This is a genomic window from Arthrobacter sp. NPDC058127 (assembly GCF_042884555.1).
GTDB lineage: Bacteria > Actinomycetota > Actinomycetes > Actinomycetales > Micrococcaceae > Arthrobacter.
The window spans coordinates 55,589-69,930 of sequence record NZ_JBHVTT010000013.1 but is presented as its reverse complement, the minus strand read 5'-3'; the positions used below and the strand labels follow the sequence as shown (position 1 = coordinate 69,930).

Below are 14,342 nucleotides of genomic sequence, written 5' to 3'. Positions count from 1 at the left end.
TGGTCAGGATGTGACGCACGCCATATGGTCATTTCATCGCCTCGTTGGAGCGATGGGCGGGCAACGGCGCTGGTCCATTCTTGTCGGAGCGACGCTGGTTCTGGACGGTCCTACCGGACCAGTCCATCCAGACCTTGATAAGAACTCATGGGCCAAGGTCACGGTCCAGGAACACTCGACGTAGCCGCGTCCGGAGGACGCCGTGCAAGATGACAAAGCCCGGATTGGATGAAATGACATGTTAGAAGAAACCCGTATTCCCACGGAAGGGAAGAGCACCGCGCGAAGGCTGACAGGCTCGCTGGGTCCCGGAGCTGTGATCTTCATGGTGGTTGCCGCGGCGGCACCGCTCACGACGGTGGGGGCCACAGTCCCCGTTGCGCTGACCGTCGGCAACGGGCCGGCGTTCCCGATCATGTACGTCGTCGGGGCGCTGATCCTGGGGTTGTTCGCCGTCGGCTTCATTGCAATGTCACCGTTCGTTCCGAGCGCCGGGGCCTTCTACGCCTATGTGACTCGCGGAATCGGCCGCCGCTGCGGTCTTGGCGCAGCATTCCTTGCCCTTCTGGTCTACACAACCGTGCAGGTCGCGGTCCATGCGTTCATGGGGGCGGTGTTGCAGGGCTTAACGGCCACCCTCGGCGGCCCCGATTTGCCGTGGTGGCTGTGGTCGTTGCTGTCCGTGGCAGTCGTGGGGTTCCTGGGCTACCGGAACATCGATCTCTCCAGCAAGGTGCTGGGTGTGCTCCTCGTCGTCGAAGTCATGCTCTGCCTGCTCATCGGGGTCTTGGTTCTCTTCCGGGGCGGAGGGCCGGAGGGAATGTCCACCGCGGCCTTCACACCGTCTGAGATTTTTTCCGGCTCGCCGGCCCTCGGCCTGATGTTCGCGATTTCCGGCTTCATCGGATTCGAGGCCACGGCGATCTACCGCGACGAGGCCCGCGACCCGGCCAGGACGATCCCGCGCGCGACCTATGGGGCACTCCTGCTGATCGGTGTCTTCTACGCCTTCGTGGCATGGACAATGGTCTCGGCCTGGGGAGACGCCGCGGCGGTGGCGCGCGCGGAGTCGCAGCCGGAGTCGATGCTCGCCGATACGGCCAGCATCGTCATGGGGCCGATCGCGAAGGACATCCTGCAATGGGTCTTGATTGGCAGTGTGTTCGCCTGCGTCCTTTCGTTTCACAACGTGATCGCCCGCTATCTATTCGCCCTGGGGCAGAGCGGTGCGCTGCCGCGAGCTCTCGGGAAGGGCCATGCAACGCACAATTCCCCGCACATCGGGTCAATGGTCCAAACGGGTTCGGCCGTCCTCCTGATCGTGCTTTTCGCATCCTTTGGGCTGGACCCGGTGGCGCAGGTCTTCACCTGGCTCGTCGGCATTGCCACAGTGGGAATCCTGGCCCTGATGCTCCTGACCTGCCTGGCCGTCCTCGTCTTTTTCGCGAAGATCCGTGACCCGCGGCTCTGGAAGACGAAAGTCGCGCCCGGGCTTGGCTTCCTGGGCCTGCTGATGGCCCTGTGGATCACTGTCGCCAATCTGCCCTTGCTCGTCGGAGACCTCGCTCTGGGGATCATCGTGGGGCTTTTGATTCTCGCGTCGTTCGCGTCGGGGTGGGTTGTGGCGGCGATACGACCCAGTATTAATATCGAAAGCTCGGCTGAAAGGAATAACGCGTGACTACGTCAAGTGCTGAGGGCACAACGCAGAGGCTGGACCTCATACATCCGCTGTCCAGGCTGTCGGCGGAGGAGGTCGACGTCGTCCGCGAGGTCGTTGCCGATTCCGGACTATTGATGTCAACGGCCCGCTTCGTCTACATCGGTCTGGAGGAGCCCCACAAGAACACGGTGCTGAATTTCACGTCCGGCGACCGCATTGAGCGGCTGGCCAGGGTCTTCCTGCTGGACCGCAGCGACGGTACCGAACGGGACCTGATCGTCTCCATAACGGGCAGGACGATCGTGCGCAACGACATCTTGGATACGGCCACCGCCGGCCACGTTCCGATCCTCGACGAAGAATTCGAGACCGTGGAGGAAATCGTCCGACAGGATCCCCGGTGGATCGCAGCTCTGGAGCGGCGGGGCCTGAGCATCGAGCAGGTCCGGGCAGTCCCGCTCTCAGCCGGCTCGTTCGGATTCGAAGACGAGCGAGGAGAGCGGTATGTCAGGGTCGTCGGGTTTGCCCAGAAGCATCCGACCGACATGCCGTGGGGGCACCCTGTCGATGGCCTCGTGGCCTACGTGAATCTCCGACTCGGAGCCGCCACGCAAATCATCGACGACGAGGTGCTGCCCGTCCCGTCCGAGCGGTCCGTCTGGAACGACGAGCCCCACGCCAGGCTGGAGCGGACCACGCTCAAACCGATCGAGATCACCCAGCCCGAGGGGCCGAGCTTTACGGTCGTCGACGACGTCATCGACTGGGAAAACTGGAACCTGCGGGTCGGCTTCGACATGCGTGAGGGGCTGATCCTCCACCAGGTCGGATTCGCCGAAGGCGAGCGGCTTCGGCCCATCATATACCGCGCTTCGATTGCGGAGATGGTCGTGAACTACGCCGATCCAAACCCGACACGGTTCTACCAGAACTATTTCGACACCGGCGAGTACCTCTTCTCGAGGTATACCAATTCCCTCCAGCTCGGCTGCGACTGCCTGGGGGAGATCCACTACCTGGACGCGATGGTTCCCACCGAGGCGGGAGAGCCGCGGACCCTGAAGAACGCCATCTGTATCCATGAGGAAGACTACGGCGTCCTGTGGAAGCACAACGACATGTTCAACGGCATGTCCGAGACCCGCCGCCAACGCCGGCTCGTTGTTTCCTTCTTCACGACGATCGGCAACTACGACTACGGCTTCTACTGGTACTTCTATCTGGACGGAACGATCGAGTTGGAAGTCAAGGCGACCGGTGTCGTCTTCGCCAACGCCTTTCGGGGCGAAGACGACAAGTACGCAACGGAGATGGCTCCCGGCCTGGGCGCGCCGTTCCACCAGCACCTGTTCTCGGCGCGCCTCGACATGATGGTCGATGGTCCAGTCAACGCGGTCGACGAGGTGGAGGCCGTCCGGCTTCCGGTGAGCCCGGAGAACCCCTATGGGAATGCCTTCACACGCTCGATAACACGCCTGAAGCGGGAATCCGAGGCCCAGCGCTTGGCCGAGGGCAGCACGGGGCGGGTCTGGCACATCGTTAATCCAGAGGTGAAGAACAGGCTGGGACGGAACGTCGCCTACGCCCTGCATCCGGAGAACCAGCCGGTCATGTTGTCCGATGAATCCTCGTCGGTCCACAAGCGGGCCACCTTCGCAACCAGGAGCCTCTGGGTGACCCAATACGATCCCGCCGAGCGGTATCCCGCGGGCGACTTTGTGAACCAACATCCCGGAGGGGCGGGCTTGCCCAGCTTTGTTGCCGCCGACCGGGACGTCGACGGCCAGGACATCGTCCTGTGGCATACCTTCGGGTTGACGCATTTCCCGCGGCCCGAGGATTGGCCGATCATGCCCGTCGACTACGCGGGCTTCAAGCTCAAGCCTGTTGGTTTCTTCGACCGGAACCCGGCCCTCGACGTGCCGGGGAACCCCGGCCGTCATTGCCACGGCTGACCGGTCGCCGTCCGTGGAGCGGCCCGAGCGGACAGCGCTCCGGGCCGCTCCACATTGTTCGCTGGCGGCTTCATCGATACGACGCCGATCGATGCGCCCGCCCGTAGCGGGAGCGTCAGGAGTTCGAAGTGGATCGTGACATCGCCACGTTCATGTATGTCGCCGTTCTGGTGCCCTGTTGCGCCTATTCCCTGATCCAGGCTTTCCGCTCGGGCTGGCCGGGGGGAATAGGCCACGGCTTCCATGCCGCCATGAGCCTGGCCATGGTGGCAATGGTCCTCCCCGATGGGTTCGTCGCCCCGCTCGTGCAATTGGTGTTCTTTTCCTCGGCGGCGTTATGGTTCATCATTCACGCGAGCATCCGTGCCCGGTACGGTGGGGTGGGGAAGTGGGCCTTCGGCGACCTCGGTAGCGGCGCCATGATGGGCGCCATGGCCTGCATGATCGCCATGATGTGCGTGACACGCTCCGGACATATCGGTCATGCGGATCTCGCCGCAACTGCCGGGCACTCGCATGGTGGCTCGGGGTACTCTTCCGGCAACACCCCAGGAGCCGCGATCGGGATGCTCGGCATGGCGGCCCCGCTGGCCGCCGTGTTCCTTGGGGTCGCCGTAGTGCAGTTCTCCGGCCTCATCCTGCACATGTCAAGAAATCTAGTCCAACGACCCGGAAACGCGGCGCGGCAACCTCAGCCGCACCCGGTGGGAGGCCGCCTGGTGAATCTCGGAGCGACGGTGACGATGGCGGCGATGTTCGCCTCGATGTTCTTCGGGGGATGAAGGGCCGGGATTGTTCCTGGTCCTGAGGCGGCCATGCTGCCCAACAGGTGCCCTTGTCAGTCCCCCTTCAACAGCCGGTACACGAGGCAGGCCACCTGGAGGTCGAGTGCCCGGACAGGGTCCCGGATGTCCCCAAGGATTTCGGTCAGCAGAGTGAGGCGGTAGTAAACCGTGTTCACGTGGACGTGCAGCGCCTTGGCCGCGGGGGTCGGACGGTGGCCGGAGGCCAAATACGCGTCGAGCGTCATGACGAGGTCGAGATCGCCCGCTGGATCGCGTGCGATGACGGCGCCGAGGCACGCCTCTACATAGTGCCGCGCCGTTTCTCGGTCTCCCTCCCGGAACAGCAAGGCAAGGACTCGGGCTCGGTCCAGGTCGATGACCCGTGCCTGGTTTTCACTGCCCAACAGATCGAGGACGCGTTGTGACAGCCGGTAGGCCATGCGGTAGGTCTGGCCAGGCGCCAGCGGGCTGGATATGACGGCGTGCGGCGACCGCCCAGGAGCGGACGCCGCATGCAGCAAACCCCCCACTTTGGGCACCAAGTCCGCATCCGGGGCGAGAAGGGCGACGATGTTGTCGCGGTACTTGGTGCTGAAGAGACACCATGGTGCGGCGTCGAGGGCGTGGGTCACATCGGACGAGGACTTGACGACGCACAACCGTTCCTTCCCCGAGAGCTGGAAACCGAGTTGTCCGGCCCAACGGTTGACGACGGATTGGTCGGTGGTCGATTCGCTGAGGATCTCGTCGACGAGGTTGCGGCGAAGCCGTTGGCCCGCTTCGAATACCGAACGTTCGCGGAGCATCTCCAATGCGACCGAGATGGCGGCGCGCTCCAGGATCGGCTGGTCGGTCTCGTCCAGCGGTTCGTTCGGGAACACCCAGATGCTGCCGAGAAATTCATGACCGGCATGGACGGGGACTGTTTGCCATTCGTTGCTGCCGGCCTTTGGTATGCTGGGTGGTTCGGGACGCGTCGTTCGTCCGAGGTCCGTCAACGTTCGTCTGATCTGGCTGAAACCCGCCAGCTTTGGGGTGACGCCTCGCTCCCAGATGGTTCTGCCGATGTCACTTCGGGGTTCTCCGCTACCGGCCAACCGCTGGTGGTGGCTGTCGAGGATCAGCGTCGGGGCGTGGATCAATTCCTGGACGACCGCGGCGATCCCCGGAAGGCCTTCGCTTGCCAACAGCGTTGCCGAGAGTCTCTTTTGCGCCGCGTCCGCCTTCATCAGGAGATCGTTCTGCGCCCGGATGATCTCGGAGCTCTTCCGGAGTTCACGCAGCGCGGCGGTGTCCCGTTCGTACAACCGGGCATTTTCGATGGACAACCCGGCATGCAGGGCCAGGCCTTCGAGAAGGGCGATCTCGTCGTCGGAGAAGTGCCTGACCCGTTGGTCCGCGACGTAAAGGACACCGACGAATTCGCCCCTCATCGACATCGGGGATCCGAGGATGCTTCTGATGCCCTCCTGGCGGACCGCGTTGTCGACCACAGGGTGGTGGTTGATCCGTTTGTCGTTCAAATAGTCCTCGGTAAAGAACGAGCTGTGGTGCTGCGCCACCACGCCGCCGAGCCCGGCGCCGAGCTGCAGTCGCAACCGCTGGAACTCGGGGTGCTGGGTGCCTTCTGCGGCGCGCATGAAGATGTGCGAATCGGCGGGATCAACCAGCATGATGTAGCCGATCGGCGCACTAAGCAGTTTGCAGGCATTGCCGATGATCGTCCGCAACACGACATCCACGTCCAGGTGGGACGACATCTCGCCGGCCGTCTTGTACAAGGCATTGAGCCTGTCCTGGTTCCGGCGGGCCGCGGTCAGCTCCAGATGATTGGCCAGGAGGCTGACGGTTTGCCGGGTGAAGGAGAGGGTATCCTCGGGGGGCACGTTGCGGGGTTCGAACGCACGTCGCGCTCCCAGCAGCACAATTCCGGCCAGCAACTTTTCCGGGAATTCGAAGGGCAGCACCCAGAGACGGCCGGGGGCGGTGACGAACTCTGAGCCGAAACTCGCGGCTGCAATCCTTCCCCAGCCCTCCGACGTGGAAGCCTCGCGGAGTCCATCTACGTCGACCCGGAAATCCAGGGGAACCGGGACGGCATGGGTTTCCTCGGGCTGTCCATATGGGTGGATGAGGCTGCGGACCGGGTCGTGGATCCAAAGGGCGGCGTCATCCGATCCGAACAACCGGGCCGCTTCGTCATGGACGACCTGGGCGAGCTGGTACGGCGTCGTGTCGCCGAGGGGCACGGTGGCCATCCGGGCAGAAGTCACCTGATGCCCCTCTCTTTCGAAGCAAAACTAGCAATCACCCGCCCAGGACGGGCCGATGGAGCACACGACGACCACATCGACGGTGATGTGACTCAATCTCTCGTCTTGGAGTGTGAATCTAAAAGATAGCCGATTTGGCGGAGCCTTGCCACATACCTTAAGTGTGAGGCGCATCATAATGTGGGTCCATGATGCAATTCCGACGGGGCGATATGTGGACGGGGGCGGTGAGCCGGTCAGGCCGTTCCGCGGCGGAACCCTGGCCGCTTCCCGAGCGTTTCAACATGGGCGTCGCCTGCTCGGACTGTCATGAACCGGCCACGCTGGCGGTGGTGGACCTTGATGGGCGTGGAATCCGTCGGGAGTTCACGTTTGGGGAACTCTCGAGCACCTCCAACCAGCTGGGCAACCGGCTGCGGAGGGCCGGTCTCTACATCGGTGACAAGGTGTCCATCATCCTGCCCCAATGCGTTGAAACCGCGATCGCACACCTCGCGACGTACAAGATCGGTGCGGTAGCGGTTCCGATCAGTCACCTGCTGGACGATGAGCAAGTTTGCCAACGCGTCATGGACAGCGGCACGCGCGCCGTGGTGACCGACACCCGTCATGCGGGGCTCGTGGCGGCCCTGGAGGGAATCGACGTCCTCGTCGTTGACGGGCCGGCATCGGACGACCGCGATTTCTGGTCGGCGGTGCGCTCATCTTCCCCGCTGCTTGAGGCCGCAGACACGACGCCGGACTCGCCGGCGGCTCTGCTCTATACGTCCGGGACAACCGGACGGCCCAAGGCCGCGCTCCACGGACACAGGGTCCTCCTGGGGCATCTTCCGGGGTTCGAGATGGCCCACAACGGCTTCCCCCGGGCGGATGACATCTTCTGGACTCCTGCGGACTGGGCCTGGATCGGCGGCCTCCTCGACGCCCTTCTGCCGGTCCTTTACCACGGGCGCACGATCGTGGCCACGCGCGGTCCCTTCGACCCCGATGACGCCGTGCGGATCATGGCGTCGGAAAAAGTCAGGAACGTTTTCCTTCCGCCCCGTGAACTGCAATTGATGCGAGCGGCCGGAGTGGACTCCCCGATGGTGAATCTCCGAACCATGATGAGCGGTGGCGAGCACTTGCCGCCGGACCTGGTGCAGTGGGCCAACCAATCCTTCGGGACCTCGGTCAACGAGATCTACGGGCAAACAGAAGCGAACTACATCGTGGGAAACTCCGAGGTCTGGGCGAAGCGCGCCGGTTCCATGGGACGCGCCTACCCGGGCCACGAAGTCGAAATCCTGGACGGCGACGGCCTCCCCATCTCGGTGGGTCAAGTGGGCGAGATCGCGGTGCGGTCCACGAGCCCGGTCGTCTTCATGCAGTATTGGGGCCAGCCCGAGGCCACCCGCAACAAGTTCACGCCGAACCGGGAGTGGCTACTCACCGGCGATCTCGCCATCAGGGACGGCGACGGATACTTCTGGTATGCCTCCCGCCACGACGATGTGATCGAAGTCGATCGGTATCGAATCAGTCCGTCGGAGATCGAAGCCTGTATCGCTTCCCACCCAGCGGTCCGTTCGGCTGCCGTGGTCGGTGTTCCCGGGGAATCGAGCCACCCGGCGATCGTCGCTTATGCGGTCCTTTCCCCCGGCGTCGCCCCGGGGCCGGCGGTTGAGGCCGAAATCCTCCGCTTGGTGAACGAAAACTATCCCGCTCGTGTATCCCCGGCGGGGATCGAGTTTGTGCCCGCACTGCCGATGACAGACACGGGCAAGATCCGGCGCCGCGAACTGCGCGACCGCCTTGCTGCGGGCCGGGACGGACGGAACGCAGCCGTGCCCCAGCAGAACCATCCTTCAATAAACCCCTAGAAGAACGGATCAACGACGATGTCAGCCAATCTAGAAGCCACGACCGCCACAACCCCGACCGATGACCTTTCGGCCCACTCGTTCCGGATGCTGATCAACGGAAGTCTCGTCGACGCTGCCGAGACCTTCGACGTGATCAACCCGGCCACCGAAGAAATTCTTGCTGCGAGCCCCGTGGCGAGCGTGGAACAACTCAACGAGGCGGTCCGCGCGGCGAAGCAGGCTTTTCCCGCTTGGACGGGGCTCCCCGTTGCGGAACGGGGAGCATTGCTGGAGGCGCTAGCCGAAGCCATCGAAGAGCGGGCCGACGAATTCGCCCGCTTGGTGACGCTGGAGCAAGGAAAGCCACTGGCGGCATCGCGGGGCGACGTCGATGCCGCGATCGCCTTCACCCGGGCTTTTGCCGCGCTGCGGCCGGGACCGGAGGTGGTGCGCGACGACGACCAAGCCCGCATCGAGATCCACCACAAGCCGCTGGGCGTCGTCCTTGCGATCCTCCCGTGGAACTTCCCGTTCTTCCAAGGGATGTACAAGCTCGCCCCGGCTCTCCTGACGGGCAACACGCTGGTCATCAAGCCATCGCCGACCACGCCCCTGAACGCGATGCTGCTGGGAGAGCTCCTCGTCGACTTGTTCCCGGCGGGCGTCGTCAACATCATCGGGGACGGAGGATCGGCCGGGCCGGTGCTCACCGGGCATCCCGATGTCGCGAAGATCTCCTTCACCGGATCGACTGCCGTGGGCAAGGCGGTCTTGGCCAGCGCCGCCAGCACCCTCAAGCGCGTCACGCTGGAGCTCGGCGGCAACGACCCGGCGATCGTCCTCGACGACGCGGAGGTGAGGAAGACCGCGGCGGAGCTGTTCAAATGGGCCTTCGCCAACAGCGGCCAGGTGTGCATCAACATCAAGCGCATCTATGCCCATTCGTCGATTTACGACGAACTGTGCGACGAGATCGCCCGCCTTGCCAAGGCTGCCAAGATCGGTCCCGGCCTCGAACCCGACACGGACTTCGGTCCGCTTCAGAACGCCAAGCAGTTCCAAGCGGCCAAGGGGTACCTGCAGCTGGCCAAGGAGCAGGGGACGATCATCGCCGGCGGCAACGTGCTGGATCGTCCGGGTTACTTCGTTGAGCCGACTGTCGTGCGGGACATCGGCGAGGATTCGCCGCTTGTCACCCAGGAGACGTTCGCCCCCATCCGATCGATCATGTCCTACGACGATCTCGAAGATGCGATCGCTCGTGCGAACAACAGCGCCTATGGACTGGGGGCTTCGGTCTGGGGCGCCGACATCGAGCGGGCGGCCGCCGTTGCCGATCGCCTCGAATGCGGCACCAGCTGGGTTAACCAGCACTTCGCGCTCCAGCCGGACGTGCCGTTCGGCGGGCGCAAACAGTCCGGTTTAGGCGTGGAGTTCGGCACCGAGGGCGTCAACGAGTTCACGGATGTCCATGTTCTGAATATCGCCAAGAACTAGCGGAGGAGAACCGCCGGCCGCGGCGAACGGCCGGCGGCGAACCTCCCGCGGGGAAGGACGACGGGCCGGATCGGCACCCGGGCGGCGCCGTCCGTCGCGCCCATGATCGCTTCCATTCCGGACGCCCCAACCGCCGGGCCGTGGTCGCGGGCGCCTGCCCGCTCCTTGCTGGGCAGGCCCCCGCAACCAGCCATGAAACACATCACTTTTGAACAGGACAGAAACGTGATCTCCAAACCCTTTGAAGAAATCGAAGTCGGTGACATTGCCAGGACAGGCTCCCGCGTCATCACCGAGGAATACGTGCGGTCCTTCGGTGAACTGACTGGGGACAACCACCCCCTGCACACGAACGCGCGCTATGCCGAGCAGACACGCTTCGGGCGACAGATTGCGCACGGCGCCCTCATGATCTCTACGTTGCTGGGGCTGGTGGAACTTCACCCGAGCTACCTCCAGTGCTTCTACAGCCTCGACAACCTGAGGTTCAAGGCTCCGACCTTCTTCGGCGACCTGGTGTACGCGGTTTCTGAAATCTCCGCGGTGAGCCCGCGCAAGGACAACCGTTCGGCCGTCGTGACAAGCTCGGCCAATCTCATTAACCAGGATGGTGTGGTCGTCCTCGATGGAAACTTCTCCCTGCTCGTCGCAGGGCGGTCAGAGGCGCTGGACCTGCCGGTCACGAAAGAGCAGGCAGCGCCGTGACCACCAGTACCGCGCACGCATGGTGGCAGGATCTGGAAGCGGAAGCCTTTCGATGGCGCGTTCCGGAGCAGTTCAATATTGCCGAGGCTTGCACCGACCTCCAGCCATCCCATGATCCGGCGCTGATCGTCGACCGCGGAGGCTCCGTCTCGACTTATTCCTTTGGACAGCTGGGCTCGCTGAGCAGGAAGTTCATGGGTCTGCTGCAGCGCTGGGGCCTCGAAGAGGGGGACCGCGTCGCCGTCATGGTTTCCCAGGGAATCGAGGTGCTCACCGCGCACTTGGGCAGCTTCCGCGGCGGCTTCGTCACGGTTCCGCTGTCCATCAAATTCGGTGCCGGAGCCGTGGCCTACCGCCTGCAGCATTCCGGGGCCAAGGTCCTGGTCATAGATGAGCAATGCTACGACCGGGTCAAGGAGGCACTCGCAAAGACCCCCGAGATACAGCACGTCCTGGTCGTTGGCGAGAATGGACTGCATCCCGAAACCGGTTGCGGGAGCCTTCACCGCTACGACACGGAACTGGACGCCGAACCGGAGTCCACCCGGCGTGTGCTCACCGGTCCGCAATCGCCTGCGATCATCATCTACACGTCAGGGACGACCGGCAACCCCAAGGGCGCCCTCCACGGGCACCAGGTTCTCCTGGCGCACATGCCCGGCGTTCGAACCGCATTCGGAAACGCTCCGCAGCCACAGGACGTGTTCTGGACTCCGGCCGACTGGGCCTGGATCGGCGGCCTGTTTGACGTCCTCTTCACGGCACTCTCGCTGGGCTGTCCCGTCGTCGCGACGCCGGACAGGTTCGTGCCCGAACGGGCCATCGATCTGCTGCGGCGCCATCGGATCACCTGTGCCTTCATCCCGCCAACGGCACTCAAACAGATGCGTAGTTCGGGCGTTGATGCCGCGGCGGCGGCCGGCACAGGCATCCGGATCCTGGCCACCGGCGGCGAAGCCCTCGGGGAGGTGCTTGAGCGCTGGGTAACGGACACTTTCCACGCGTCGATCAACGAGTTCTACGGCCAGACTGAAATGAACCTGACGGTCGGCACCTCCCGGGACCGCCGCACTACCCCGCCAGGGTCAATGGGCAGGGCATTTCCAGGATTCGAGGTCGCGGTGCTCGACCTCCAGGGGGCCGCTGTGCCGGACGGAGAAGCCGGGGAAATCTGCATCAGAGCCGGCAACCCGGGTCAGCTGCTTGGCTATTGGAACGACCCTGACAAGACAGCGGAAAAAGTCCACGACGGCTGGATCCACACAGGCGACCTCGCCAGATCAGATGCCAATGGCGACCTTTGGTACGAGGGCCGGGCAGACGATGTGATTTCCACCGCCGGATACCGCGTTGGCCCGAGTGAAATCGAAGACTGCCTAATGTCCCATCCGGGTGTGTCCATGGCCGCCGTCATCGGCATTCCGGACGAGCTGAGGGGGGAGGCCGTGAAGGCCTTCATCGTCTTGTCGGACGGGTACGAGCGCACGGATGAACTCACGATGCAATTGAAGGACCATGTCAAACTCAGGCTCGCGTTCTACCAGTACCCGCGCCAGATTACATATTTGAACGAGCTGCCCATGACGTCAACAGGGAAGATCATGCGCCGGGAACTGAGACGGCTCTCGGACCCGGCTTCCTGACCCATCGATGGGTGACAACGTCGAGCCGGGCGGGCCCGGGACCTGTCCATGGCCAGACTGGCCGGCACGGAAAGGGGCACCGCCGTCGCCCACCGGTGCTGTCCCGACGCCCGCCTTGACCTGCCCGACGTCCGGAGGTCACTCGCCGTCGTGGACCTGCAGGGTCGTCCGGGTCGATGCCTCTGCACGGGACGGCGTCGACTACGTGCGAGGCCCGAAGAGGCTTGCCGCGACCCACAACACTTCCACAGGACAGAAACGAAGCCTCGTCTGGCTTCCTGAAACAGTTGAACTTTCGCTAGCCGGCCCCGCAAGAAATGGAAAGAGGACAGATGGATACGCTGACCAGCGGCGTGGACGCGTCGCACACGAACTTTGCTCAGAATTACGAAGAGCAGGGGTTCCTGGTCGATGAGCTGAAGCAGCGACTCGCGAGGGCTGCCCTTGGCGGTCCGGAGAAGTCCCGCCAGCGGCACATCTCGCGCGGGAAGCTGTTGCCGCGGGAGCGCATCAACTATTTGCTGGACGAGGGGAGCCCGTTCCTGGAGATCGCCCCGTTGGCGGCCAACGGGATGTACAACGATGATTCGCCCGGTGCCGGGGTCATCGCGGGGATCGGTCTGGTCCATGGACGCCAGGTGATGGTGGTGTCCAACGACGCCACGGTCAAGGGCGGGACCTATTACCCGATGACGGTGAAGAAGCACCTCCGGGCCCAGGAAATCGCGCTGGAGAACAGGCTGCCGTGCGTCTACCTTGTGGATTCCGGGGGAGCGTTCCTGCCCAGGCAGGATGAGGTGTTCCCGGACAAGGAGCACTTTGGCCGGATCTTCTTCAACCAGGCGAAGATGTCAGCGGCGAAGATCCCGCAGATCGCCTCGGTCATGGGATCCTGCACGGCCGGTGGCGCCTACGTGCCCGCCATGAGCGACGAAACCGTCATTGTCCGCAACCAAGGCACCATTTTCCTGGGCGGACCGCCCCTCGTGAAGGCCGCCATCGGCGAGATCGTGACGGCCGAGGAACTCGGCGGCGGGGACGTCCACTCCCGGATTTCCGGTGTGACGGACCACCTCGCCGAAAACGACGAACATGCCCTGCAGATCGTCCGGGACATCGTCTCCACCCTGCCAAAGCCGGCAGCCCCGGCGTGGGACGTGTCTGACGTCGTCCTGCCGCCCCTGGCGGACCCGGCGGAACTTTACGGAGTGGTCCCGGTGGACGTGAACGCGCAATACGATGTCCGGGAGGTCATCAGCCGGCTAGTGGACGGCAGCGAATTCCACGAGTTCAAGAAGAACTACGGCACCACCCTGGTGACGGGATTCGCGAAGCTGCATGGCCATCCTGTGGGCATCGTCGCCAATAACGGTGTGTTGTTCAGCGAGTCCGCCCTCAAAGGCGCGCACTTCATTGAACTGTGCGACCAGCGCGGCATCCCGCTGGTCTTCCTGCAGAACCTCTCCGGCTTCATGGTCGGCAAGGACTACGAGCACGGCGGCATCGCCAAGAACGGCGCCAAGATGGTCACCGCCGTCGCCACCGCCCGCGTGCCGAAACTGACGGTGGTGATCGGCGGTTCCTTCGGTGCCGGAAACTACTCGATGTGCGGGCGGGCGTACTCGCCGCGCTTCCTCTGGATGTGGCCGGCGTCCCGGATCTCGGTGATGGGCGGGAACCAGGCGTCCAGCGTGCTGGCTACCGTCAAGCGTGACCAGTACGAGGCCCGCGGCGAGGAATGGTCCGCCGAGGACGAGGAAGCCTTCAAGGCCCCGATCAAGCAGCAATACGAGGACCAAGGCAGTCCCTACTACTCCACCGCAAGGCTCTGGGACGACGGCATCATCGACCCCGCAGACACCCGGCGCGTCCTGGGCATGGCGCTCGACGTCGTTTCCCGCACGCCGCTGCGGGAAACCGCCTTCGGCATCTTCCGGATGTGACCCCATGACAAATCAAGCGCAAGGAAGAAACGCC

General features: G+C 63.9%; 10 protein-coding genes. 8 read left to right on the top strand and 2 right to left on the bottom strand.

Features of this window, described 5'->3' with window-relative positions:
• Positions 1 to 238: 238 nt before the first annotated feature.
• The 3 genes from ACFVTG_RS16725 (at position 239) to ACFVTG_RS16715 (ending at position 4,400) form a co-directional block, all read left to right on the top strand.
• A complete protein-coding gene (locus ACFVTG_RS16725) occupies positions 239 to 1,681 on the top strand; it encodes an APC family permease (RefSeq protein WP_390282047.1) in 1,443 nt (480 codons plus the stop codon).
• On the top strand, positions 1,678 to 3,618 hold the full coding sequence (locus ACFVTG_RS16720) for a primary-amine oxidase (RefSeq protein ID WP_390282046.1): 1,941 nt from the start codon (positions 1,678 to 1,680) through the stop codon (positions 3,616 to 3,618). Before ACFVTG_RS16725 ends, ACFVTG_RS16720 begins: the two co-directional genes overlap by 4 nt.
• Before the next feature lie 128 nt (positions 3,619 to 3,746).
• Positions 3,747 to 4,400 carry a DUF5134 domain-containing protein gene (locus ACFVTG_RS16715; protein WP_390282045.1) on the top strand — a complete coding sequence of 218 codons (654 nt, stop codon included), beginning with the start codon at positions 3,747 to 3,749 and terminating at the stop codon, positions 4,398 to 4,400.
• Between the two features lie 56 nt (positions 4,401 to 4,456).
• Here the strand turns inward: ACFVTG_RS16715 and ACFVTG_RS16710 are convergent, their stop codons facing one another.
• A complete protein-coding gene (locus tag ACFVTG_RS16710) occupies positions 4,457 to 6,676 on the bottom strand; it encodes a helix-turn-helix domain-containing protein (protein WP_390282044.1) in 2,220 nt (739 codons plus the stop codon).
• A 188-nt stretch (positions 6,677 to 6,864) separates the two neighbouring features.
• On the opposite strand from ACFVTG_RS16710, the gene ACFVTG_RS16705 reads away from it, so the two are divergent.
• Together ACFVTG_RS16705 and ACFVTG_RS16700 are read left to right on the top strand one after the other, a co-directional pair.
• Positions 6,865 to 8,538 carry an AMP-binding protein gene (locus ACFVTG_RS16705; protein WP_390282043.1) on the top strand — a complete coding sequence of 558 codons (1,674 nt, stop codon included), beginning with the start codon at positions 6,865 to 6,867 and terminating at the stop codon, positions 8,536 to 8,538.
• A gap of 18 nt (positions 8,539 to 8,556) precedes the next feature.
• Positions 8,557 to 10,017, top strand: a complete 1,461-nt coding sequence (locus ACFVTG_RS16700) for an aldehyde dehydrogenase family protein (RefSeq protein WP_390282042.1) — start codon at positions 8,557 to 8,559, stop codon at positions 10,015 to 10,017.
• Here ACFVTG_RS16700 and ACFVTG_RS16695 read toward each other — a convergent pair.
• Entirely contained in the window at positions 10,014 to 10,211 is a 198-nt protein-coding gene (locus ACFVTG_RS16695) for a hypothetical protein (protein WP_390282041.1), read from the bottom strand. The genes ACFVTG_RS16700 and ACFVTG_RS16695 overlap by 4 nt on opposite strands.
• Here ACFVTG_RS16695 and ACFVTG_RS16690 point away from each other — a divergent pair.
• From ACFVTG_RS16690 to ACFVTG_RS16680, 3 genes are all read left to right on the top strand, one after another.
• Complete coding sequence (locus tag ACFVTG_RS16690) at positions 10,210 to 10,722, top strand: MaoC/PaaZ C-terminal domain-containing protein (protein WP_390282040.1); 513 nt, start codon at positions 10,210 to 10,212, stop codon at positions 10,720 to 10,722. The genes ACFVTG_RS16695 and ACFVTG_RS16690 overlap by 2 nt on opposite strands.
• The gene (locus ACFVTG_RS16685; RefSeq protein WP_390282039.1) at positions 10,719 to 12,365 is read left to right on the top strand and encodes an AMP-binding protein; all 1,647 of its coding nucleotides are present in this window, start codon (positions 10,719 to 10,721) and stop codon (positions 12,363 to 12,365) included. Before ACFVTG_RS16690 ends, ACFVTG_RS16685 begins: the two co-directional genes overlap by 4 nt.
• 332 nt (positions 12,366 to 12,697) lie before the next feature.
• The gene (locus ACFVTG_RS16680) at positions 12,698 to 14,308 is read left to right on the top strand and encodes a carboxyl transferase domain-containing protein (protein ID WP_390282037.1); all 1,611 of its coding nucleotides are present in this window, start codon (positions 12,698 to 12,700) and stop codon (positions 14,306 to 14,308) included.
• Positions 14,309 to 14,342: the final 34 nt, after the last annotated feature.